26 protein-coding genes are annotated in these 23937 nt (G+C 29.4%); 12 read left to right on the forward strand and 14 right to left on the reverse strand.

All coding sequences use genetic code 11. From position 1 onward, the window contains the following. Nucleotides 1-17 precede the first annotated feature (17 nt). The 5 genes from CAMP5082_RS03935 to mobB are packed head-to-tail and all read right to left on the reverse strand — an operon-like array spanning nucleotide 18 to nucleotide 4391. Nucleotides 18-959: a hypothetical protein gene (locus tag CAMP5082_RS03935; protein ID WP_337205967.1), complete on the reverse strand. Its 942-nt coding sequence runs from the start codon at nucleotides 957-959 to the stop codon at nucleotides 18-20. Next, nucleotides 960-2846, reverse strand: coding sequence for a methionine--tRNA ligase (metG, locus tag CAMP5082_RS03940; RefSeq protein ID WP_337205968.1), 1887 nt, complete (start codon nucleotides 2844-2846; stop codon nucleotides 960-962). Between the two features lie 13 nt (nucleotides 2847-2859). After that, entirely contained in the window at nucleotides 2860-3054 is a 195-nt protein-coding gene (locus CAMP5082_RS03945; protein WP_263663348.1) for a hypothetical protein, read from the reverse strand. Then, nucleotides 3054-3902, reverse strand: a complete 849-nt coding sequence (locus tag CAMP5082_RS03950; RefSeq protein ID WP_337205969.1) for a class 1 fructose-bisphosphatase — start codon at nucleotides 3900-3902, stop codon at nucleotides 3054-3056. Before CAMP5082_RS03950 ends, CAMP5082_RS03945 begins: the two co-directional genes overlap by 1 nt. Nucleotides 3903-3911: 9 nt before the next feature. Further along, nucleotides 3912-4391 carry a molybdopterin-guanine dinucleotide biosynthesis protein B gene (mobB, locus tag CAMP5082_RS03955; protein WP_220566249.1) on the reverse strand — a complete coding sequence of 160 codons (480 nt, stop codon included), beginning with the start codon at nucleotides 4389-4391 and terminating at the stop codon, nucleotides 3912-3914. 86 nt (nucleotides 4392-4477) lie between these two features. On the opposite strand from mobB, the gene CAMP5082_RS03960 reads away from it, so the two are divergent. Continuing rightward, the gene (locus tag CAMP5082_RS03960) at nucleotides 4478-4972 is read left to right on the forward strand and encodes a hypothetical protein (RefSeq protein ID WP_263727904.1); all 495 of its coding nucleotides are present in this window, start codon (nucleotides 4478-4480) and stop codon (nucleotides 4970-4972) included. Here CAMP5082_RS03960 and CAMP5082_RS03965 read toward each other — a convergent pair. The 3 genes from CAMP5082_RS03965 to gltX are packed head-to-tail and all read right to left on the reverse strand — an operon-like array spanning nucleotide 4860 to nucleotide 8082. Continuing rightward, nucleotides 4860-6497: a lytic transglycosylase domain-containing protein gene (locus CAMP5082_RS03965; RefSeq protein WP_337205970.1), complete on the reverse strand. Its 1638-nt coding sequence runs from the start codon at nucleotides 6495-6497 to the stop codon at nucleotides 4860-4862. The two genes, CAMP5082_RS03960 and CAMP5082_RS03965, sit on opposite strands and share 113 nt — an antisense overlap. Continuing rightward, nucleotides 6498-6785, reverse strand: a complete 288-nt coding sequence (locus CAMP5082_RS03970; protein ID WP_012661430.1) for a YggT family protein — start codon at nucleotides 6783-6785, stop codon at nucleotides 6498-6500. It lies immediately after the preceding gene. Nucleotide 6786: 1 nt separating this feature from the next. Continuing rightward, nucleotides 6787-8082, reverse strand: coding sequence for a glutamate--tRNA ligase (gene gltX, locus CAMP5082_RS03975; RefSeq protein WP_337205971.1), 1296 nt, complete (start codon nucleotides 8080-8082; stop codon nucleotides 6787-6789). Nucleotides 8083-8215: 133 nt separating this feature from the next. Between gltX and CAMP5082_RS03980 the strand changes: the two genes are divergently transcribed. Next, complete coding sequence (locus CAMP5082_RS03980) at nucleotides 8216-8638, forward strand: PepSY-like domain-containing protein (protein ID WP_263708355.1); 423 nt, start codon at nucleotides 8216-8218, stop codon at nucleotides 8636-8638. A 20-nt stretch (nucleotides 8639-8658) separates the two neighbouring features. On the opposite strand, the gene CAMP5082_RS03985 is transcribed toward CAMP5082_RS03980, so the two are convergent. The 5 genes from CAMP5082_RS03985 to CAMP5082_RS04005 form a co-directional block, all read right to left on the reverse strand. Continuing rightward, a complete protein-coding gene (locus tag CAMP5082_RS03985) occupies nucleotides 8659-9192 on the reverse strand; it encodes a HyaD/HybD family hydrogenase maturation endopeptidase (protein ID WP_263663353.1) in 534 nt (177 codons plus the stop codon). Then, a complete protein-coding gene (gene cybH / locus CAMP5082_RS03990) occupies nucleotides 9189-9881 on the reverse strand; it encodes a Ni/Fe-hydrogenase, b-type cytochrome subunit (protein WP_263663354.1) in 693 nt (230 codons plus the stop codon). The genes CAMP5082_RS03985 and cybH overlap by 4 nt, the downstream gene beginning before the upstream one ends. 15 nt (nucleotides 9882-9896) lie before the next feature. Next, nucleotides 9897-11612, reverse strand: a complete 1716-nt coding sequence (locus CAMP5082_RS03995) for a nickel-dependent hydrogenase large subunit (protein ID WP_257404504.1) — start codon at nucleotides 11610-11612, stop codon at nucleotides 9897-9899. A gap of 2 nt (nucleotides 11613-11614) precedes the next feature. Next, nucleotides 11615-12754, reverse strand: coding sequence for a hydrogenase small subunit (locus CAMP5082_RS04000; protein ID WP_337205972.1), 1140 nt, complete (start codon nucleotides 12752-12754; stop codon nucleotides 11615-11617). A 159-nt stretch (nucleotides 12755-12913) separates the two neighbouring features. Beyond that, nucleotides 12914-15487, reverse strand: coding sequence for an ATP-dependent Clp protease ATP-binding subunit (locus tag CAMP5082_RS04005; RefSeq protein WP_337205973.1), 2574 nt, complete (start codon nucleotides 15485-15487; stop codon nucleotides 12914-12916). A gap of 207 nt (nucleotides 15488-15694) precedes the next feature. On the opposite strand from CAMP5082_RS04005, the gene CAMP5082_RS04010 reads away from it, so the two are divergent. From CAMP5082_RS04010 to CAMP5082_RS04055, 10 genes are read left to right on the forward strand one after another with little or no spacing between them, the layout of a single operon-like run. Beyond that, nucleotides 15695-17011, forward strand: a complete 1317-nt coding sequence (locus CAMP5082_RS04010) for a S41 family peptidase (protein WP_337205974.1) — start codon at nucleotides 15695-15697, stop codon at nucleotides 17009-17011. Between the two features lies 1 nt (nucleotide 17012). Continuing rightward, nucleotides 17013-17726 carry a phosphoribosylaminoimidazolesuccinocarboxamide synthase gene (gene purC / locus CAMP5082_RS04015; RefSeq protein WP_263702578.1) on the forward strand — a complete coding sequence of 238 codons (714 nt, stop codon included), beginning with the start codon at nucleotides 17013-17015 and terminating at the stop codon, nucleotides 17724-17726. A gap of 8 nt (nucleotides 17727-17734) precedes the next feature. Continuing rightward, on the forward strand, nucleotides 17735-17971 hold the full coding sequence (gene purS, locus CAMP5082_RS04020; protein WP_263679376.1) for a phosphoribosylformylglycinamidine synthase subunit PurS: 237 nt from the start codon (nucleotides 17735-17737) through the stop codon (nucleotides 17969-17971). Next, nucleotides 17968-18618 (forward strand): phosphoribosylformylglycinamidine synthase subunit PurQ, encoded by a 651-nt coding sequence (gene purQ, locus CAMP5082_RS04025; RefSeq protein ID WP_257396888.1) that lies wholly within the window; start codon nucleotides 17968-17970, stop codon nucleotides 18616-18618. Before purS ends, purQ begins: the two co-directional genes overlap by 4 nt. Beyond that, the gene (locus tag CAMP5082_RS04030; protein ID WP_337205975.1) at nucleotides 18612-19817 is read left to right on the forward strand and encodes a hypothetical protein; all 1206 of its coding nucleotides are present in this window, start codon (nucleotides 18612-18614) and stop codon (nucleotides 19815-19817) included. The genes purQ and CAMP5082_RS04030 overlap by 7 nt, the downstream gene beginning before the upstream one ends. Beyond that, nucleotides 19795-20484, forward strand: coding sequence for a lysophospholipid acyltransferase family protein (locus CAMP5082_RS04035; protein WP_337205976.1), 690 nt, complete (start codon nucleotides 19795-19797; stop codon nucleotides 20482-20484). Before CAMP5082_RS04030 ends, CAMP5082_RS04035 begins: the two co-directional genes overlap by 23 nt. Then, the gene (crcB, locus tag CAMP5082_RS04040) at nucleotides 20481-20849 is read left to right on the forward strand and encodes a fluoride efflux transporter CrcB (protein ID WP_263727898.1); all 369 of its coding nucleotides are present in this window, start codon (nucleotides 20481-20483) and stop codon (nucleotides 20847-20849) included. The genes CAMP5082_RS04035 and crcB overlap by 4 nt, the downstream gene beginning before the upstream one ends. 11 nt (nucleotides 20850-20860) lie before the next feature. Continuing rightward, the gene (gene htpG, locus CAMP5082_RS04045) at nucleotides 20861-22690 is read left to right on the forward strand and encodes a molecular chaperone HtpG (RefSeq protein ID WP_337205977.1); all 1830 of its coding nucleotides are present in this window, start codon (nucleotides 20861-20863) and stop codon (nucleotides 22688-22690) included. Then, nucleotides 22687-23019 carry a rhodanese-like domain-containing protein gene (locus CAMP5082_RS04050; protein ID WP_337205978.1) on the forward strand — a complete coding sequence of 111 codons (333 nt, stop codon included), beginning with the start codon at nucleotides 22687-22689 and terminating at the stop codon, nucleotides 23017-23019. The genes htpG and CAMP5082_RS04050 overlap by 4 nt, the downstream gene beginning before the upstream one ends. 2 nt (nucleotides 23020-23021) lie before the next feature. Next, the gene (locus CAMP5082_RS04055) at nucleotides 23022-23396 is read left to right on the forward strand and encodes a rhodanese-like domain-containing protein (RefSeq protein ID WP_214119157.1); all 375 of its coding nucleotides are present in this window, start codon (nucleotides 23022-23024) and stop codon (nucleotides 23394-23396) included. A 12-nt stretch (nucleotides 23397-23408) separates the two neighbouring features. On the opposite strand, the gene mog is transcribed toward CAMP5082_RS04055, so the two are convergent. Continuing rightward, nucleotides 23409-23936: a molybdopterin adenylyltransferase gene (gene mog / locus CAMP5082_RS04060; protein WP_047208243.1), complete on the reverse strand. Its 528-nt coding sequence runs from the start codon at nucleotides 23934-23936 to the stop codon at nucleotides 23409-23411. Nucleotide 23937 lies beyond the last annotated feature (1 nt).

The following is a 23937-nucleotide window of genomic DNA, read 5'->3' on the forward strand; positions in this document are numbered from 1 at the left end:
TTAGAGTATATATTTTTTTAATCAAATAAATTAATATTTTTTTCATAGACAAAAAAACATTCTAAAAAGTCTTCTATGTTTTCTTTTATCAAGCAATATCTAAAGTCAAGAAAATTTTTTAATTCTTTTAAATTTGTATAAGAAAAATCACAAAATAAAGAATTTTTTAATGCGGTTTTAAAACCCTTAGTGTCTTGAAGTTTTTGTGCTATAAAGTCAAAATCCTCATCATTTTCCACGAGTAAAATCACCCTAGAGCTACCTCCAAAAGCACAAATTTCATTTTTTGAGTTTAAAAAATAGGCTTTAAAAAGTTCTAATTTTTTATCATTAAAACTAAAGGGTAATTTTTGACTTTCTATAAATTCAATAAAACTAGCAAAAATATCTGCATAAAAAAATGCAAATTTTAAATCCTTAAAATATAAATTTTTACAAAGCAAACTCGTTTGAAATAAAGATTTTGAGCCTAAAATTTCATATTTACAAGCTTTTAAGGTATGAAAATTTGATTTTAATTTTAAAATAAATTTTTCATCATCAGAGCAAAAGAAAGTTTTTTCTTTAGAATTTTTTAAAAGATCAAAATCTAATAAAATATTTGAATTTAAGGCTTTAAAATTAAAGGCTTTTGCAAATTTTAATTCTATATGATTACAACATATAAATTCATAAGATTTTTCTTCGCATAAAAATCTAAAAAGCCTGAAAATAGCTTCTTCAAGATCATCAACTTGAAGATAAAACACATCTTTATCTTCAAGATTTAATTTCTCCTCGCTTACTATAACATAAGCTCCAAGTTTTATAGCAAAACTAGCTTGTTCATTATTCTTAGCAAAAAATACACTTGCTTGTTTGACTTTGTTTAAATCTATACTAAAATCATAAACACTAGAAGTTGCTCCATAGTTTAAAACTTGGGCATTAACAAGCTCAATAAAATTAGAAATATTCATCTAGCCTATTAAAGCTCCATTTTCTATAAAACTTTGTGGGCTAATTAAAACTAATTTACCATTTTTTTCTGCACTTAAAATCATACCTTGGCTTTCATGGCCAAAAATTTTAGCTTTTTTTAGATTGGTAATGACACAAACTTGCTTACCTATTAACTCACTAGCTTTATAAAATTTAGCAATACCCGAAAGCACTTGTCTTAGTTCGCCATTTTCAAGTTCAAGTTGAAATTTTAAAAGCTTTTCACTGCCCTCTATATTTTGACAATCTTTTACTAATGCTACTTTAATTTCAATTTTTTTAAAATCATCAATTTTAATTTGAGCTAAACTTGGCTTCTCTTCTACTTTTTCTTCTTTTTTGTTTTCTTGTGTTAATTCAACTTTTGGAAATAAAGCTTCACATGCACTTGATTTTAAATTGCATAATTGATTATTTAAAATTAGTTTTTGATAGTTTTCGTTTGAAATTTCAAAATTTAAAGCTTTGGCAATTTTTAAAGCTGTTTTTGGCATAGCAGCTGAAAGTAAAATAGTAACTTTTGTTAAAATATTAGCACATAAAGCCACTAAGGCATTAGCTTTTTGCATTTGATCATTTTTAATTAAATTCCAAGGCTCATACTTACTAATACTTAAATTTGCTAAAGATAAAGCCTTAAAAAGCTCTTCTAAATAGCGATTTGGCTGGATATTTTCTAAAGCATTGATTGCATTATCTAAATACTCTTTACATTCATTTAATTCTTGATTAAAATACAAATTCACATCTTTGCAATCAATAATATTTTGAGAATACTTAGCACTCATACCGATAATTCTATTTAATAAATTTCCAAGCTCATTGCTTAATTCTGCATTTATTCTCGTAATTAATGCTTTTTGTGAAAAATCCCCATCATTGCCAAAAGGAACTTCTCTGAGTAAAAAATATCTAAAAGCTTCTAAACCAAAAGTATCTGCTACTTCTTTAGGTGCTACTACATTGCCTTTAGATTTGCTCATTTTTTCACCATCTTTGGTCCACCAGCCATGCGCTGCTACAAATTTAGGCAAAGGGAGTTCTAAACTCATCAAAAACGCAGGCCAATACACTGCATGAAAACGCAAGATATCCTTACCTACAAAATGAATATGAGCAGGCCATAGATCCATATTTTTATCATCAAGTCCATAACCCAAAGCACTCACATAATTCATCAAAGCATCAAGCCAAACATATACCACATGTTTTTCATCATTTAGTTCTTTTGGAAGCTTTATACCCCATTCAAAACTCGTTCTTGTAATAGAAAGATCTTTTAAACCACTTTCTACAAAGTGGATTAATTCATTAGCCTTATTTTTAGGTAAAATCGGCTCTTTTTCTTTATACCATTTAAGAATTTGATCTTGATATTTAGAAAGCTTGAAAAAATAACTTTCTTCTTTTAAAAGCTGTGTTTTTTTACCACAATCTGGACAATGACACTCATTTACAAGCTGAGTTTGGGTAAAATAACTCTCACAAGAAACACAATAAAAGCCTTCATAAGTTCCTTTATAAATATCACCTTTATCAAACATTTTTTTAAATGCTTTTTGCACACTTAATTTGTGATTTTCATCTGTAGTTCTAATGAAATAATCATAAGAAATCTCAAACTCATCCCAAAGTTTTTTAAATTTAGCACTAATTTCGTCTGCATATTCTTTAGGGGTAAAATTTCTAGCGCTAGCAGCTTGCTCTATCTTTTGACCATGTTCATCTGTACCTGTTAAAAAGAATGTTTTTTCTCCTTGCAAGCGATAAAATCTAGCCAAAGTATCTGCTATAATCGTAGTGTAAGCATGACCAATGTGAGCTACATCATTTACATAATATATCGGAGTAGTAATATAACGCATTTTCAACCTTTAATTAAAAATCAAATCCACCTTCTTTACCTTTAGACATACTCTTATAAACTGCATCAATATACTCTTTTCTTAAAGAGCACTCAAAAATCATAGAGCAAGGTAAACAAGATTTTAAGTTTTTATCATTTTGACAAGCTTGAAGTTCATTTTTTTTAGCTTCTAAAGCTAGTTCAAATTCATCTTTAACTTCAGCCATTAAAGCCCTTTATAAGCTTGTTTTAGTTTTTCAATTTCATATTTTGAACCCAAAAAGCATGGCGTACTTGCATGGATTTTTTCAAATTCTAAATCAAGCAAAGAATCATTTTCTCCATTAGTAGAAAGCCCTCCTGCTTTTTCAAAAATAAAAGCAAAAGGAAATACCTCAAAATATGCTCTTAATTTTCCATTTGGTGCATCACTTGTTGCAGGATATGAAAATAATCCTCCACCTTTGAGTAAAATTTGGTGTAAATCACTCACCATAGCACCTGAATATCTTAAGCGATATCCTTCATCAAATAAAGCTTTTATAAAAACTCTATGAGTATTTGACCAATTTTTTTGTGTCCCACCACTTGCATTTAATTTGCCTTTTTCGTTTAATTTTAAATCCTTAACAAAAATAAATTTATCATTTTCATTTAACCTATAAAGCTTAGGAGTATCTATGCATACTATAAGCTCTAAACGCACACCATAAATAGCATAAACTGCCGCTTTTAGATTTTTTGCACTAGCCTTTTGCTCATAAATAGCAAAAATAGAACCTATAGCAAAATTCACATCTACCAAAGATGAGCCATCTAAAGGATCATAAGCAACAACATATTTTTCATTTTTATTAATTAATAATTGCTCTTGTTTTTCCTCACTAATTAAGCTTTTTATACCTTTGCTTTGCTTTAAAATTCTAGTAATGATCTCATCGCTTTTTACATCAAGTTTTAATTGATTATCTCCAGTGGCATTTTGAGAAGTAGTATAATCAAAATCTTTTAAATATCTAAGTTCTTTTGAAATTTCAATCACTGCTTTTTGTATATCGCTAATTAATTCTTGCATATTTTACCCCTATACTTTTTTTGAATTTTTTAATATAAAATCACAAATACTTTCTAAATCATCCAAATAAAGCCAAGTTAAATTTTTATTTTCGATTTTTTCATAGCTTGCAATAGCCTTAGAATAAGCAAAATAGCTCTCATCTACTTCTTTGCAAAAAACACTAATTCTTGGCATATCTAAGGTTTTTAAGCCCTCTATAAATAAAAAATCAAATTCCCCTAGTTTGGAAATAGCTTCATCTAAAGTACTTGGAGAATGTGTAAATAAAGTTGTCCTTGTAGGGCTTAAAACCATTACATCAGCACCACTTTGAAAAAATTTAAAACTATCTTTTTTTGCTATATCAAAACTTGCTTTATCTTTTGGATCATGTTTTATAATACATACTTTATAATTTTGTTCCATAAAATATTTAGCAACTTGAGTTATTAAAGTTGTTTTACCTGAATTGGAAGGCCCACTAAAAGCCATTGCTAATCTTTTCATAACTTCCTTAAATCAAAGAAAATAAACAAAATTATATCTTTTTAAAAGTTAAAAGCTTATAATTATAAAAAAATTAGGAATAAAATATGAAAAAAATTTATATGATTATTTTTTTAACACTTATTTTTACTGCATGTTCAAATAAAACCCAAGAGCAAAGTGAAATCGATTTAAAAAGTCAAACTCTTATGTATGCACAAAAAATCAATTTTAATTATAAAGATAATAGAGTAGTAGCTTTGTTAAGTTATCTAAATCCTGTATTAGATGAAAAAAGTCAAAAAGAAGTTTTTGTACTTAGTTTTTTACCAAATATCAATATCAAACAAGAACAAATTTCAATACTCATAGATGGAGAAAAAACTAACTTAAAAGCCTTAGATAAAAATGATGAATTGTTTAAGTATATCATCAAAAGTGATTATGCAAGTTATTACAAAATCACCCTTGATGAGTTGGTACAAAAACCTATTTTAAAACTTGATTTGTGTTTTGAGAATCAGTGTTTTGAGTTAAAGTTTCAAAAAATTTCGAAATCGGTGTATTATCGTTCAGAAGATGCAAATACACAATATAATTAGCTAAAACTTTTTTAGCATACACCCTACTTTCTGCATAAGGAACTAGTTCCATAGATAAAAATGGCTCGTACTTTCCCGCTCTAAACATATCTTCTCTCTTGAGCATTCTAGTAGTAAATCCTATACCTCCATTATAAGCATATGCCACAAATACCGGAGAATTAAGTTTAGATTCTAAATAATCTAAATGATGATTTGCAAAAGTATAAGCTGTTTTTGGGTCAAAAAGCATATCTTGGTCAAAATTTGGAATTTGCAATTCTTTATTGCCTATATGATTAGCTAAAAATGGAATAAATTGCATAATACCTAAAGCATAAGAGGTTGAAATGGCTGTTGGGATAAAACGGCTTTCTTGTCTAGCTAAAGCTAAAATCATAGCCTTTCTTTGTGTAGAATAATCTTTTAAATACTCAAAATAAGGCATAATGAAATAATGTTTTTTAAAACCCTCAGCTCTTTCTTTAATATAAGCATAAATAGCGATATTTTCTTTAGTATAAAAATCTTTTGCAAGCTTTTCTAACTCATTAGGAGTACCTTTTGCAATTTCTTTTGCAAGTTTTTGCCAAGCAAAAGGATCTTTCATATCAAAATCATTTTTTTGTTTTTTTGGACTTAATTCTTCTATTTTAGGCAAAGGCAAGCCCTTTAACTCCCTTGCATAAAGACTATAAATATTTAAAGAATCACTTTGAGCAAGCTCATCAAGATACTTTTTATCTTGAGTGATTAAATAAATCCAAAAATTTGCATTATCTACTAAAGGCTTACTTTTAAAAGTATCTTTTGCTACTTGGAAAAATTCCAGTGCTTTTTTATCATCATTTTCTAAAATAGCATTCACACCTAAGTAAAATGCATTATCTTGAAAAGTTAAATTTGCATCTACATTAACCAAAGATTTTCTTATCAATGGACTTTTTTTCTTAATGATAATTTCTTTTACAAAATTTGTAAATTCTTTTTCTTTTGCTAATTCATTTACAAAATCTTTTTCTAAGAAAAAATCCTTTTTATCTTTTAAAAAGCCATAAATTTTATAAAAATTTGCACTATCATAATTTAAAACCGCATAACTTAGAGGATCTTTAGCATTAAAAGCTTCTAAGAGTTTTACTAAATTTGGATTATCTTGTGAGATATTTTTTTTCATTTCATTACGCGTTGTAGTATTAAGATCTTGTATAAAAGTTAAACTGTTTAATCTTATAAGCTGACAAGTAGCATTAGCATCTAAGATATTTTGCGTATTAAATTTATAACAAGCTTCATATTCTTTATTATATCCCAAAGGTGGAATAATCGTTTCAATAGCATTTTTAATACGCCCTGCATAACGATAAATATGCTCTTTTAAACCTTCAACTTCTTCTTTTTTAAATTCATTTTTTTCTAATAAACGATATAAATAATAATCCTTAGCCAAAGAATTTGATTTTTGCTCTAATTCTTTGTAAGAATACATCGCACTATTTGCAAAAACTACTCCAACTAAGAGTAATACCACACTTTTTTTCAACACTTATAAACTTCCTAAAATTAAATTTGATAAAAATATTTGGATAAATTTTAATCCTAAAATAATAATCAAAGGTGCTAAATCAATACTTCCTATAGTAGTAGGGATAAATCTTCTTACAAAAGCATAAGCAGGATTAGTTAAACGATATAAAATTTGTACTATAGGATTATATGGATCAGGCCTTACCCAAGAAATTAAAGCAGCAATAATTATAATCCATACATAAATTTCAATCACTAAAGAAAAAATTTGCACCAAAGACACAATCAAACTTGTTCCAACTCCCATTTTACTCCTTTATAATTTCTTTAATAAAAGGCTTGATTAAAGTATAAATTTCACTCATTTCAGGTCCGTGAGTAACCCCTGTTAATACTAAACGCAAAGGCATAAAGAAATTTTTACCTTTTAAATTTGTTTTTTCCATCAAAATCTTTTTAAACTCATCGTATTCTTGAGGCAAATCTAAATCTTTTAAAACCTCTTTAATTAACCTACATTCACTTTCAAATTCATTATAATTTTTAACTGCAAAAATGGCTTGTATTTTTTCTTTGATTTCATTTAGCGTGCTAGCTTCTTGAGTATAAAATTTTGCAAACTCTGCTACATCTTTGCCTAAATTTAACAAAGAATTTAATTTATCATTATCAAGCATTTTTATATGCTCACGGTTGATTTGCATCAAGCGCTTAGTGTCAAATCTAGCAGGAGATTTTGAAACTTTTTTCAAATCAAACCATTCTATAGCTTCTTCTAAAGTAAAAATCTCTTTTGGAGTTTTATTGCCTAAAAGGATTAAATAATTTGCAATAGCACTTGCTAAATATCCATTATCAAGCATCCATTTTACACTAGAATGAGCCTCTCTTTTACTCATTTTAACACCTTCTTCATTTAAAATGATAGGCAAATGTGCATAAGTCATGCTTTTATCATAACCTAAACTAGCTCTAATATGCTCTTGCTTAGGAGTATTTGAAACATGATCTTCCCCCCTTATAATACAAGTAACGCCTTCTAGCATATCATCAACCGCACAAGCAAAATTATAAGTTGGGGTTTTATCTGCTCTCATAATCACAAAACTATCAATATCCTCAGGATTAAAACTAATCTCGCCTTTAATATAATCAGTAAATTTCATTTGAGATTGAGGTTTTTTAAGACGAATTACGAAAGGTTTTTCACAATTTAACACATCAATATCTGCTAATTTTTCACAAGTGCCATCATATCTATATGCTTGATTTTTGCTTTTAGCTAATTCTTTTTTATGAGCTAACTCATCCTCAGTACAAAAACAAGCAAAAGCTTTTTTTTCACTTACTAGCTTTAAAGCCATTTGACGGTGAAATTTCAAATTCTCACTTTGTATATAATAATGCTGCCAAGTTATACCAAATTCTTTTAAAATAGCTTTTATTTCCTCTTCTTTTCCAGCAATATTTCTAGCATTATCCGTATCTTCAATACGCAAAATAAAATCTGTATTTTCTTGTCTTGCTTTAATATAATTAAACAAAGCTGCTCTTAAATTTCCAATATGCATATCTCCAGTAGGCGATGGTGCAAACCTATACATTATTTATCCTTTTAAAACTTTTTTATCATTATACAATTAAATACTTGCTATTTATTTTAAAAAAACAAAGTTCACACAAAATTCACTCAATATTTATATGATTTCACAAATAATTCAATTTAAAGGATAAAAAATGAAATTAAAAATAGCTTTAGTGGCATTAACTCTAGCAAGTTGTGTTTTTGCAAGAGATATGGTTGTAGGTGTAAATGCTTTACCGGCAAATTCTAAAAATTTTATACAAAAACATTTTACAGGCTCAAACATAGCTTTAGTTAAACAAGATATTGATAGTTTTGATGTTTATTTAGACAATGGAACTGAACTTGAGTTTTTCATCAATGGAGATTGGAAAGAAATTGATGCAAAATACAGACCGATTGATACTTCTTTTTTAAGTCCAAATGTTTTAACAACGATTAAGAAAATGCACCCAAATGCAAGTATAATTAAAGTTGAAAAAGAAATTCAAGGTTATAAATTTAAACTAAATAATATGATGGAAATTTATACTGATGTAAATGGAAATTTCTTAGGACAAAAATTTGATGATTAAAAATTAAGCTAAGCTTTTGCTTAGCTTTTATAAGAATTTAGAGCAAGCTCTTGTATATTATAATTAGCAACTCTCTCATAAGTAAAGCCTTTTTTCTCTAAAAAATCAAGTAAAATTTTCTCCATTTTTTCTAAAGCACTCAAGACTTCTTTTGAAAGTTTAAAACTCAATGGTTCTATGCGCTTTGGCACACAGGCTAAAATTTGAGTTTTAGGCAAATCTCCCATAAGCTCCATGTATTGTAAAGTTTGAAGCATTTCAACCTCATGTGCACTACCACTCCAATTAACTTTTTTGGGCATTGCATCATAAGGAAAGAAAAAAATATCTCCGATCTTAGCATCATCTGCTGCAATACAATCAATCACAACCATTTCATCATATTCAGCTATAATATAACTAAGTTGTAAAGCCAAAGTTCCACCATCTACAAAGCTCACTGAGTCTTTTTCGTGATAAAACTTATAATTTTTTTCTAAAAGTTTGCAAAGATGAACGCCTAAGCCCTCATCTGCAAACATAATATTACCAATGCCTAAGATTAGAAGTTTCAATGATTTTCTCTTACAAATTTATAACCACTAAAGATAGCATCTAAAGCACCATCTTTGCCTTTAACTGAGTTAAACACAGCCATATAAATATGCACTGGAACAAAAATCAACACAATCCACATTAAAATTCTATGGTAAGTTCTAACATCGGCTAATCCACCTAACATTACTTCAATAGGTCTTAAGATGTTATATAAAAATCCACCCAAGCCTTCATGATATACATGCATATAAAGGATTAATCCTGTTAAGATAAGTCCAAACATAACAAGATAAAAGAAAAAATAAGTTACAAATTGCAAAGGATTATATACACCTTGCAAATGCGGGTGCTTTCCTAAGAAAATGTAAAATTTAATCTGCTCTATCCATAATTTTACATTAAAAATATCTTTTATGCTTTTTCTCTCACCATCACTTTTTGAATCAAAAAAGAACAAATATGTTTTAAAAATCACACAAGCTATTAAGATAAATCCAAAAATTTGGTGTACCATACGGTATTTTGCCTGCATAAATAAAGTTGGTTCAGATGAAATAGATGGAGATTGAAATACATAAGAAATATAATATCCAGTCCCTACTAAAATCACGATCGCAACTGCTCTTAACCAATGTGTAAAACGAAGGCCAATACTAAATTCGTATTCAGCCTTTCTATTTGATTTTAAGGAATGTTTAGAATCCATACTAAAGTCCTTTCCTTATAAATTTACATTAACTTTATACTCGCTAAGATTATTGCCTTTAGTATCCATTACATGTACAGCACATGCTATACAAGGATCATAAGAGTGAATAGCTCTTATTACTTCTAAAGGTTGTTTAACATCAGCTAGTTTCATACCGATAAGACATTGCTCATAGCTACCGCCTACTCCATTTGCATCTTTTGGACTTGCATTCCAAGTAGAAGGTACTACTGCTTGCCAATTTTCAATTACACCATTTTTAATTCTACACCAATGACTCAACGCACCACGAGGCGCACTTCCCATAAATCTACCTTTGTATTCTTTATTTTTATCGATTACATAAGTAGCACAAGTGCTTTCATCTGTTTTTAAATTTTCGACTAAAGAATTAAATGCTTTTAAACCATGATCAGCAATGATTTTAGCTTCAATCGCTCTAGCACCTGTTCTTCCTAAAGTACTCATAAGTGCTTTAAGTGGTAAATTTGTGGTTTTTAAGAATGAATCAACTGCTTCTACTACGATTTTATTACCCTTAGCATAATTTACTAAAATATTTGCTAATGGTCCAACTTGCATAGGTAAATTTTCATATCTTGGAGCTTTAATCCAGCTGTATTTACCTTTAGTATCAAATACCTTACTATGAACCATATTGCCTTTATCATCAATGCTTTCACCATCAATTAAGCCTGTATAGTTTGGATTAGTTTTGCCATCATAAGGATGTAAAGCTTCATTGTCTGCATACCATGATCTTGTAGCTTCTTCAGTGATTTTAGCTTCATCTACTTCTTCAACCTTACTCAAATCACCATTTCTAATAATACCACCTTCAAACAGCCACTCATCGCTAGAAACTTGGAATTCTTTTTCAGTGTAGAAATTATTTACTCCTACATCATTTAATACACTTGCTTCTTTAGAATAAGCTTTTGCAGCCATTATGATATCTGGATAATAAGCACGATTAATAAAATCAGCTACTTCTTGGAATTTAGTCATATATTCAGCCATTCTTGATGGGTTTAAAAGATCCATAACACAAGTCACACCACCTACTGTTAAGCTTTGTGGATGAGGATTTTTAGCACCAAAAATCGCCATAGCTTGAGCTATTGTTCTTTGAATTCTTAAACATTCTAAATAATGTGAAAGCGCAATAAGGTTTTGCTCAGGAGTAAAGCGATAAGTTGCGTGTCCATAATAAGCATTTGCAAATGGTCCAAGATTTCCTTTATCTACAAAGGTTTTTAGCCTTTGCTGTACTTCTAAAAGTTTATCTGCACCTGTTGCATAAGGCATATCGGTGTATTTAAACGCTTCATCACTTGCTTTTTTTACATCAGCACTTAAAGCACTTACAACATCAACAAAATCAAGCCCATGAAGTTGATAAAAATGCACCACATGATCATGCATGTATAAAGCTGCATTCATTAAAGTTCTGGTTAAAACAGCATTTAATGGCGGGGTAATACCTAAAGCATTTTCTACCGCAATAATCCCTGCTCTATAGTGTGAAAAAGTACAAACACCACAAATTCTTTGAGTTAAAAAGCCTGCATCTCTTGGATCACGACCTTTTACAATAGTTTCCAAACCTCTCCATAGAGTTGATCCTGAATATGCTTCTTTAATGACATTATTTTCATCAACCACCACTTCAACTCTTAAGTGTCCTTCTATTCTAGTAAGTGGATCTATAATAATTCTTTTTGACATTCTTAATCCTTATTCTTTTCTAATGAAGCAATTACAGCGTGCGCAGCAACAGCAACACCTGTTACACAAAGCACACCTATACCAATTTTATCTGAAATACTATCAGCACCCAAACCATAAACAGTATCAAATAATCTTCCTGCCATCACTTCTTCAAAAGGCCCCATAGTATCCCAAAAATCTGGTTCAGAACAACCTATACAACCATGTCCAGCTTGGATTGGCCATGAAGTATGTTGATTAAATCTTTCTCTTGAGCAATTATTAAAAGTATAAGGTCCTTTACAACCTACCTTATAAAGACAATATCCCTTTTTTGCCCCTTCATCACCAAATTGTTGCACAAATTCACCCGCATCAAAGCGTCCTCTTCTTTCGCAAAGATCATGAATTCTTAAAGCATAAGCCCATTTTGGTCTATTGTAAGCATCAAGCGCTGGTAATGTTTGATACAATATATAATGAATCACATTACCTATAATGTTTTTCTCGCTTGGAGGACAACCTGGAACATTAATAACTGTTTTATTTGTAACTTTACTTAAACTCACAGCATTACTTGGATTAGGTCTAGCAGCTTGAATACCACCAAAAGCTGAACAGGTACCTATAGCAAAAATGGCCAAAGCATTATCACAAGCTTGTTGTGCTATTTGCTTACCTGTCTTACCGTGCGGTCCTATAGTTAAAAAGTTTTCTGTAGCACCTGTTGGTATGCCACCTTCTACCATTAAAATATATCTACCTTTATATTTTTCCATAGCAGCTTCAAGATTATGCTCAGCCTGCCAACCTGCTGCACCCATTATAGTTTCATGATATTCTAAAGAAATATGATCAAAAATTAAACTATCAATAGTAGGAGCATCACTTCTTAATAAACTCTCAGAACATCCTGTACATTCAGCCATATGAAGCCAAATCACTGGAAGTCTATCACTAAGCTCAGCAGCTCTTGCAACTACTGGAGTAAAGCTAGCAGGTAGTGCTAAAAATGCAGTCATTGCACTAGCCCATTTCATAAAATCTCTTCTTGAAAAACCTGATTGTTCTAAGGCTTTAGAGATAGAAATCTCATTTTTCAAAAGAGGAAGTTTTTCTAATGCGTCTAAACGGCGATTAAAAATATCTAAATCACTCATTTGTTGTTCCTTAAATATAGAAATATCATTAAAGATTTTAAAACATTTATTGTTAAGAATAGATAAAAAATAATATTTTTTTAAACAAATATACGAAGTATTTACAATTTAATGTTAATAGGATAATTTTACTCTAAAATAAGCAAGTATTGCACTTGCTTATTGTTTAATGATGACAATCTCATCATCTTTAGAATCTATAATAATCTCATCATTTTCATTTAATTCATCAGATAATATCATATCACTTAATTTATCTTCTACCATGTCATATAAAGCTCTTTTTAATGGTCTTGCACCAAAATCAACATCAAAACCAACCTTTGCTATTAACCTAGCAGCATTATCGCTCAAGCTTGCTTTAATACCTCTATTTTCAAGACTTTTTTGCAAGGTATTAAAAAGCAATTTAACTATTTTTTCAGCTTCACTTTCTCCCAAAGGATTAAAAGTAATAATATCATCCAAACGATTTAAAAACTCAGGTCTAAAAAAGCTTCTAAGAGCTTCTTTAATAGCTTTTTCTCTTTCTTCGCCCTTTAGCTCCATGATAAAATTTGCACCTATATTAGAAGTTAAGATAATGATAGTATTAGTAAAATCAACCGTTACACCTTTACTATCTGTAGCTCTACCATCATCTAAAATTCCCAAAAGTATATTAAATACATCCTTATGGGCTTTTTCTACTTCATCAAATAAAATCACACTATAAGGCTTTCTTCTAACAGCTTCAGTTAGTTCCCCTCCTTCTTCATGCCCTATATATCCTGGAGGTGCACCTAAAAGTCTTGATATGCTGTGTTTTTCCATAAATTCACTCATATCAAAACGCACCATAGCTTTTTCATCATCAAATAAAAATTTAGCCAAAGCTTTAGCACTTTCTGTTTTACCTACTCCAGTTGGCCCTAAAAATAAAAAGCTTCCTATAGGCTTAGTTGCTTGATTTAGCCCTGCTTTATTACGTTTAATAGCTCTAGCCAAGGCACTCAAAGCCTCATCTTGTCCTACGACGCTTTCTTGTAAATACTCTTGAATGTGTAAATATTTTTGCTTTTCAGAAGTAAGCATTTTTTGCACGCTAATACCTGTCCATTTACTTAAAATACCAGCTACTAAATCCTCATCTACTTGGTTTTTAAGCAAAACTCCTTCTTGGGTCATTTGTTTCCATTTTTCCTCTAAATTTAATACCTCTTTTTCGCACTCTAAAATTTTGCCATATTCTATTTCAGCAGCCTTTTGGAAATCTCCTTTATTTTTAGCTAAAATAGCTTCATTTTTTAAAGTATCGATTTCTTTTTTCTTTGCACTTATACCATTAAATACTGCTTTTTCATTTTCAAATTTGGCATTAAGTTTGATTTGCTCTTCTTTTAAATTTGCTAATTCTTTTTTAATCTCTTCTAATCTTTTTTCATTAGCTTCATTTTCTTCCATTTTTAAAGCTTCATTTTCTACTTCTAAGCTTTCAATTTGTTTTCTAACCTTTCTTAAAGAATTTGGCTCACTTTCTATTTGCATTTTTAATTCTGCTGCGGCCTCATCAATTAAATCAATCGCCTTATCAGGTAAAAATCTATTAGCTATATAACGCTTAGATAGTTTTGCAGCTGCTACCAATGCACTATCATTAATAGTTACATTATGATGAATTTCTAATTTCTCTTTTATACCTCTTAACATTGCTAAAGCTTCATTCATGCTAGGTTCAGCTACATTTACAGGTTGAAATCTTCTTTGCAAAGCCGCATCTTTTTCAAAATATTTTCTATATTCTTTTAAGGTTGTAGCGCCTATAGTATGAAGCTCACCTCTTGCTAAAGCAGGTTTTAAAATATTTGCCGCATCCATACTTCCTTCATTTGCACCTGCACCTACAATGGTGTGAATTTCATCTATAAATAAAATTATATTTTTGTGTTTTATTACTTCATTTACAACAGCTTTTAATCTATCTTCAAATTCACCTCTGTATTTTGCTCCTGCTATTAAAGCACTCATATCCAAGGCTATGACTTTTTTATTTTGCAATGAAGTAGGAACATCTTTTTTTACTATTCTTTGTGCTAAAGCTTCTACTACAGCAGTTTTTCCTACCCCTGGCTCACCTAATAAAATAGGATTATTTTTAGTTTTTCTAATTAAAATTTGCATTAATCTTTGAATTTCTTCTTCCCTGCCTATGACAGGATCAAGTTCATTGTTTTTAGCTTTCATAGTCAAATCAATACCAAATTTAGACAAAGAATCAAGCGTTTCATCGCTTGTTTTGGTTTCTATTTTAGCTCCAGCTCTAATGAATTCTAATTCTTTTTTAAACTCATTTAAATCTACAAATTTAGATAAAAGTTCTTTAATAACCCCACTCGTACTTTCTGAGACAAGCCACATATCCACAGCCAAATAGCTATCTTTGTTTTCTAGAGCCAAGCCTTTTGCTTTTTCTAGAGAATTAATAAATTCATTTGAAAATTTAATATTATCTTTATTTACATTTGAGCTAGTAGGAAAAGATGAAATTTTACTTTTTACTTCTAACTCAAATGCCTCTTTAGAAACATTTAATTTATTAAAAACTTGATTTAGCAAACTTGAACTATCAACACTTAAAGCCCATAATAAATGCAAAGGTTTTATTTCACTATTCTTAGAATGAATGGCCAAAGAAATCGCACTTTCTATATTTGAAAGCATAGAATCTGTTAAAAAATCTTGTATATTTGCCATTTTTACTCCTTTTTTACTTTTATATGAGATGTATTATATAACTTTAGTCTATTATTGTCAAGTTTATTTAGTTATATTTATAAATAATTTTTTATATAAACACACTAATATAATAAAAATATTTACTTTATTTACGATTTTTTAAGCAAAAATAACTAAAATTAGATAATTATTTTATGAATTCATATTTATTTTGGAGTTTTTCCTTTGAAGACAAAAAGAAATCTTATTATCGCAGCTAGCATTTGTAGTTTAGTAACCGCTTCTTTTATTTTTACTAATTTACAAGCTAAAAACCCCGCTCCTAGTGAAGCAGAAAAGAAAATAGAAGCTTTATCTAAACTCACAAGAACCATGTCCATCATAGAACAATACTATGTTGATGATGTTAATTATACAGATTTGGTTGATAAATCCATAGCAGGCTTACTAACAAATTTAGATGCTCATTCTTCTTTCTTAGATGAAAAAGGTTATAAAGAACTTAAAGAGCAAACTAATGGAGAATTTGGTGGACTTGGCTTTACTATTACGCAAAAAGATGGAGCAATTAGCGTTGTAGCTCCTATAGAAGGAAGTCCAGCAGATAAAGCAAGCATTAAAACTGATGATATTATCTTAAGAATTAATAACGAATCAACCTTAGGTATGACTTTAAATGAAGCTGTTTCTAAAATGCGCGGAGAACCTAAGACAAAGGTCACTCTAACTATCTATAGAAAAGGCGATGCAAAACCATTTGATGTCAATTTAAAAAGAGATATTATAAAAGTAGATAGCGTTTATACAAAATTAATCGAAAATGAAAACTTGCTTTATTTAAGAGTGACTAATTTTGATAAAAATGTCGTAGATGAAGCTAGTAAAGCTATCAAAAAACATTCTAATGTAAAAGGAATTATACTAGATCTTAGAACCAACCCAGGTGGTATTTTAAATCAAGCTGTAGGCTTAGTAAATCTTTTTGTAGATAAAGGAGTCATTGTCTCACAAAAAGGAAAAATAGAAAATGAGAATGTAGAATTTAAAGCAAATCCTAGTAAAAAAATCACCAACGCACCTTTGGTAGTGCTTGTAAATGGTGGTAGTGCGAGTGCAAGTGAGATTGTAAGCGGAGCTTTACAAGATTTCAAACGTGCTATTATCATAGGCGAAAAAACATTTGGAAAAGGTAGTGTGCAACTTATATTACCTATGGATGAAAAAGGCAAAGAAGGCTTAAGACTTACTATAGCAAAATATTATTTACCAAGTGGTAGAACCATACAAGCTGTCGGGGTTAGTCCTGATATAGAAGTATTCCCAGGAAAAGTAAGTAAAGAAGAAAATCATGGCTTTGAAATCAAAGAAAGCGATCTAAAAAAACACTTACAAGCTGAACTTGATAAAATCGGACATCAAGAAAAGAAAAAAGATAATAAAGAAGATAAAAATATCATCACCAAAGAACAAATTGATAATGATATACAATTAAAAACTGCAATAGATACAATCAAAATTTTAAACATCACAAAAGGAGAGTAAAATGGCAAAAAAACTAGATCTTTTATACGAGGGAAAAGGTAAAAAAATGTTTAAAACTGATGATGAGAATTTACTCATCACGGAATTTAAAGATGATTTAACTGCTTTTAATGCAGAAAAAAGAGGTAATGAAGCGGGAAAAGGTGCGTTAAATTGTAAAATTAGTACTGAAATTTTTCATCTTTTAGAAAAAGAAGGTATTAAAACACACCTAGTAGAAACTATCAGCGATAAAGAACAAATTGTAAAAAAATGCAATATTATACCTATTGAAGTTATTACTAGAAATGTAGCCACAGGATCTTTAACAAAAAGATTGGGCATTAAAGAAGGTACGATTTTACCTTTTGCTGTAGTTGAGTTTTGTTATAAAAATGATGATTTAGGCGATCCTATTATCAATGATGAGCATTGTTTGATTTTAAATTTAGTAAAAAGTGAAAAAGATTTAGAATTAATAAAAAACATTGCAAGACAAATCAATTCTATCTTGGTTAAATTCTTTGAATCTAAAGGTTTAAGATTGATTGATTTTAAATTAGAATTTGGTATTGATAGTGAAGGAAATATGATACTAGCTGATGAAATTAGCCCTGATAGTTGTAGATTTTGGGATAGCAAAACTAATGAAAAATTAGACAAAGACCGCTTCAGACAAGATCTAGGTAATGTAAAAATGGCCTATGAAGAAGTATTAAAAAGAATTTTAAGTTAGGAAAAATAATGAAAGTAACTGTAAATATCACACTAAAAAACGGGGTTTTAGATCCTCAAGGCAAAGCCATAGAAAAGGCTTTGCATTCTTTAGATTTTAATAACATATCAAATGTTAAAACCTCAAAACAAATTAGTTTTGATATAGCTTGTGAGGATAAAGAAGAAGCTTTAAAACATGTTGATTTAATGTGTAAAGAATTGCTTGCAAATACTGTGATAGAAGATTATGAGATAATATTATGAAAGTAGCTATTATTCGTTTTCCCGGAACTAATTGCGAGTTTGATACAGCTTATGCTTTTGAAAAACTAGGTGTAAAAACTGAAATCATTTGGCATGAAAGACAAGATTTTAGCGCAGATTTAATTGTTTTACCAGGTGGATTTTCTTATGGAGATTATTTAAGATGTGCAGCCATTGCAAAACTTGCTCCTGCTATGAAAACACTTAAAGAACATGTACAAAAAGGTGGATATGTCCTAGGTATTTGCAATGGTTTTCAAATTTTATTAGAACTTGGTCTTTTAAAGGGAGCTATGAAACATAATAATAGCTTAAGTTTTATTTCTAAAATGCAAGCATTGCAAGTAGTATCAAACAATAATGCTTTTTTGAAAAATTTCCAAAAAAATGACATTATAGAATTGCCTATTGCTCACGGAGAAGGAAATTATTTTAATAGCGAAGATGGTATTAAAATGCTAGAAGATAAAGATATGATTTTATTAAGATATATCAATAATCCAAATGGCTCCTTAAACGATATAGCTGGAATTTGTGATGAGAATAAAAAAGTTTTTGGACTTATGCCACACCCTGAAAGAATGTGTGATGATATACTTGGCTCAAAAGTAGGACTTAAAATGTTTGAAGGATTTTTAAATTGCTAAAAACCTTCAAAGTTTTTTGTGTTTTTTTACTAGCGTTTAATTTATATGCTCAAGAAAATAGCGTTTTTGAAGATTATAACACCCTAGAAAAAAATTACAATCAATTAGACGATCAAGCTAAGCAAATTTATCAAACTATCGCTCCAAGTGATGAGAGTAATTATGAAAGTAAAATCAATGATGAAAATTTTATTCCTCAAGGTTCTTTAGTATTAAACGCAAAAGAATACACTGATGAAGCTTACATAGATGAAGCTTTTGCTATAGATCTTGAGGTTATCACCACAACTAATGTAAGTTTTGATTTAAATGTGAGCTTTGAAAAAAATGACGATATGCTTTGGATTAATCCTAATCCTATTTGGGAGCAAAAAGCTAATTCATATCATACAAAATTATGGTTTGAAGCAAAAAGTTTAAATGCCAATTTAAATAAAATCATCGTTTCTTTAAGCAGAAATGATCATATTTTTCAAAGCTCATCACTAATTATAAAACCTATTAAACTTAAAAAAATCGACGCTCCTTCTAACAAATACTCACACATAGTTGCAAGTAATTTAGAAGTAAAACAAGTAAAAGCAAGCCATTTTGATAATGATAATATGATTTTATTTATAGAACTTGCAGGAGAAAACACAAACCTAGCAAGTTTTAATATAAAAGATATTCAAAAACAAGGCGTAGAGGCTATTAAAGGTGATTTTGAAAAACAAAGTGGGTTTTATTATGCTATTTTAGATAAAAGCAAAACACGTTTTGATTTTTCTTATTTTAATTTAAATTCTAAAGAATTAAAAGATTTTTCTTTAAAAATAGAACTTAAAGAAGATAGCATAAGCACGCAAAGTGATTTAAATCCAAAAACTAATGACTTTAATTTTTACAAACAAGTATTTTTGTGGAGCTTGTGTGGTATTTTTGCTTTATGGTTTGTATTTAAGAAAAGCTATGTAGCTTTAGGCTTAGCAATTTTGGCTCTAATAGCAAGTTTTTTAGCCCAAAATAACATATACAAAGCCATATTAAAGGCTGAAAGTAAAGTGCAAATTTTACCAACTCTTAACTCAACTCATTTTTATTCTGGAAAATATAACCAAGAAGTAGAAGTGTTAGATTCAAGAGATGAATATAAAAAAATTTTATTTAATAATGGAAAAATAGGCTGGATAAAAAGTGAAGATTTATCAAAGATTTAAAGCTTTAGTATTTTGGATTGAATTTATTTTTTCTATTATATTTTTATGCATTACCTTTTTATTATTGCAATCACAAGAAAAAATTTGGAAAATCAGAAAAGCATGGTCAAAATTGCAAAAATATGTAATAAATTATAAAATCCAAACTCAAGGTTCTATACACCCTCAAGCTAATTTACTTTTAATCAATCATCAAAGCTTGTTAGATATAGTTGTTTTGGAAGATTTATGTCCAAAAAATATATCTTGGATAGCAAAAAAAGAACTTGGTGAACTCCCTGTTTTTAAAACTTTGATTAAAAAACCTAAAATTATTTGTATAGATAGAAGTCCAAAAGGTCTAGTAAAACTTTTAAAAGAAGCCAAAGAAAGACTAAAAGAAGATAGAATTTTGGCTATTTTTCCAGAAGGTACAAGATCTAAAACACAAAAACTTTTAAAATTTAAAGTTGGAGCTAAAATTTTAAGTGAAAAACTTAATCTAAAAGTCCAACCTGTTGTAATTGTTGATTCAGCTAAAATTTTAGACACACAAAACTTTAGTGCAAATAGTGGCGTTTTAAAAGTAGTATTTCTTGATCTTGTTGATATAAGTAAAGATGATTGGCTTGAGCAAACTAGAGAAAAAATGCAAACAATCTTAGATAATGAAAGGTCAAAAACTTGATTAGTACAGTTTTGGCTGTAGGTTTTGGTGGCTTTTTAGGGGCTGTATCTAGAATGCTTACTAGTAGCTTTTTTAATAAAATCATTCCACATGATTTTCCCTATGGTACTTTACTTGTTAATATCATAGGATCTTTTTTAATGGGCTTGTTTTTTTCTTATGCAAACTCTAAAGGTGTGCATATTTTTACTAAAAGTTTAATTAGCACAGGTTTTTTAAGTGCTTTTACGACTTTTTCAACTTTTTCTTATGAAAATTTGCTATTTTTGCAAAGTGGTGATTATTTTTACTTTTTTCTAAATATTATTTTAAATGTTATCCTTTGTCTTTTGGCAGTATGGATTGGTTTTTTAATTTTTAAATAAAGGAGATATAAATGCAATTTCAAACTGAAGTTAATCAACTTTTACAACTTATGATTCATTCTTTGTATTCAAACAAAGAAATTTTTTTAAGAGAGCTTATTTCTAACGCAAGCGATGCACTTGATAAACTTAGTTATCTAAGCGTGAGTGATGATGCTTATAAAAATTTAAAATTTGAACCAAAAATTCAAATCAACTTCAATCAAGAAGCAAAAACCCTAACCATAAGTGATAATGGTATAGGTATGAATAAAGAAGATTTGATCAATCATCTTGGAACCATTGCTAAAAGTGGTACAAAAAGCTTTTTAGAAAACTTAAGTGGTGATGCCAAAAAAGACTCTCAACTTATAGGACAATTTGGTGTAGGCTTTTACTCTGCTTTTATGGTGGCTTTTAAAATAGAAGTTTTAAGCAAAAAAGCATTAGATGATAAAGCTTATCTTTGGACTTCTGATGCTAGTGGTTATGAAATAGAAGATGCAAATAAAGATGAGCAAGGCACTTGCATAACCTTACATTTAAAAGATGAAGAATTTTTAAACTCATACCGCATTGAAAGTATAGTAGAAAAATACTCAAACCACATACAATTTCCTATTTTTATGGAAAAAGAAGAATATTTGCCATTAGAAGAAGATGAAAAAGAACCTAAAAAAGAATTAAAAAACACTCAAATTAACACAGCAAGTGCTTTATGGAGACAAAATAAAGCAAGCTTAAAAGCTGAAGATTATGAAAGATTTTATGAGCAAAACTTTCATGACTCAAACAAACCTATGCTTTATATCCACACAAAAGCTGAAGGTTCTATAGAATATAATTCTTTATTCTTTATACCTGCACAAGCTCCATTTGATTTATATAGAGTAGATTATAAAAGTGGTTTAAAACTTTATGTTAAAAGAGTTTTTATCAGCGATGATGATAAAGAATTATTACCAACTTATTTAAGATTTGTACGCGGGATTATTGATGTAGAAGATTTACCGCTTAATGTAAGTCGTGAAATTTTACAGGAAAATAAAATTTTAAAAAGCGTTCAAGAAGCAAGTGTTAAAAAAATCTTAGCTGAACTTAAAAAATTCAAAGAAAAAGATAAAGAAAACTATCTTAAATTCCATGAGAATTTTGGAAAAGTTTTAAAAGAAGGTTTATATGGTTTTGGCGAAAATAAAGACGCTATAGCTAAGCTTTTATACTTTAAAAACTCAAATAAAGAAGAATTAATTGATCTTGAAGAGTATAAACAAAACTTAGCTGAAGGACAAAATGAAATTTTTTATATTAGCGGAAAAAATGAAAAACTTTTAAGAAATTCTCCATTACTTGAAAGCTATAAACAAAAAAATATCAATGTTTTATTGCTTGATGAGGAAATTGATACCATAGTTATGCCTATGATGAATGAATTTGAAGGCTTAAAATTTAGTGCTATTAACCATCTAGCTAGTGAAGAAACTAGCGAAGAACAAAAGGCTGAATTTGCAAGCTTACTCATCAAAATAAAAGAAGTTTTAAAAGATGAAGTTGAAGAGGTAAAACTTAGCCAAAGACTTTCAAATAGTCCAAGTTGTATTGTTTATGATCAAAATAAACCTGATTTTGCTATGCAACAAATTCTTAAACAAATGGGGCAAGAACAGCAAGTTAAACCTATACTTGAAATTAATCCTAATCATGAAATTTTAAAAGCCTTAAAAGAAAATGATACCTTAGCTAATGAAATGGCACATATTCTTTTAAATATGGCTAAACTTAGCGAAGGTATGGGTATAGACAACCCTAGTGAATTTAACAATGCTTTAAGCAAAATCGTTTCTAAGGCTTTAGAAAAATGAAAAACATAGTTATTTCTAAAGATATTTTACACGAATTTTGCATTATAGATGTAAGAACTCCTAGCGAATGGAAAAGCGGGGTTATAAAAGAAGCTGTACTCATCGCACTTTGCGATGATAATGGCTTTATGAATGAAAATTTCATCCAAGAGTTTAAAGAAAAAGTAGATTATCAAAATAAAAACATAGCTTTTGTATGTGCTACAGGCTCAAGAAGCAAACACACTGCTATGATGATAGAAGATACTCTAGGTATAGAATGCACTAATTTAGATGGTGGCATGGTAGCACTTTTATCACAAGGTTATGAAGCAACAAAAGAAGGTTGATTATGAAAAAAATATTTTTATCTTTGGCACTTTGTGCTAGTTTTGTTTTAGCAGAAGTTAAAAATATCGATATTAACGCAGGAATTTTAGAAAATTATCAAGTAATTGATGTTAGAAAACCTAGCGAATGGGCGCAAACTGGTACTATAAAAAATGCCATTAAAATTAGCTTTTACAATGAAGATGGTAGCTTAAATGAAAATTTCATCGAGGAAATTAAAAAGATTTCAAGTAGTAAACCTATCGCTATAGTTTGTAGAAGTGGTTCAAGAAGCGCTAAAGCTTCTGCTTTACTAGATCAAAACGGTATAGAAGTTACTAATTTAAAAGGCGGTATGAACGCACTTTTATCACAAGGTTATAAAACCTCAAAGTAAGTCTAGCTAGACTTACTTTTTCTTTGGTCTAAATACAGAAATTACTTCTTCATTATTTTCAATATAAGCTCCACCTATTAAATCCACACAATAAGGTATAGCAGGAAATATAGGCTCAATGCATTCTCTTATAGCTTTTGGATTACCCGGTAAGTTAACAATCAATGATTTTCCTTTTATACCCGCGCTTTGTCTTGAAAGTATAGCTGTTGGTACATATTCTAAGCTTTTTGCACGCATTAACTCCCCAAAACCTGGAAGCATTTTATCACACACTGCTTGTGTTGCTTCTGGTGTCACATCACGCAAAGCAGGCCCTGTACCCCCTGTAGTAAAAATCAAATCACATTTTACTTCATCAGCCAAATAAGCTAATTTTTCTATGATTAAATCATACTCATCAGGAATTAGCTCATAATAAAAACTTTTTTCATTTTTTATATAAGAATCTAAAATTTTTTCTATCTCTACTCCGGATTTATCTTCATAAACTCCGCTACTTGCTCTATCTGAAAGTACTAAAATTCCTATTTTTACCATT

The sequence above is a fragment of the Campylobacter sp. LMG 17559 genome (genome assembly GCF_024723605.1).
Classification (GTDB): domain Bacteria; phylum Campylobacterota; class Campylobacteria; order Campylobacterales; family Campylobacteraceae; genus Campylobacter_D.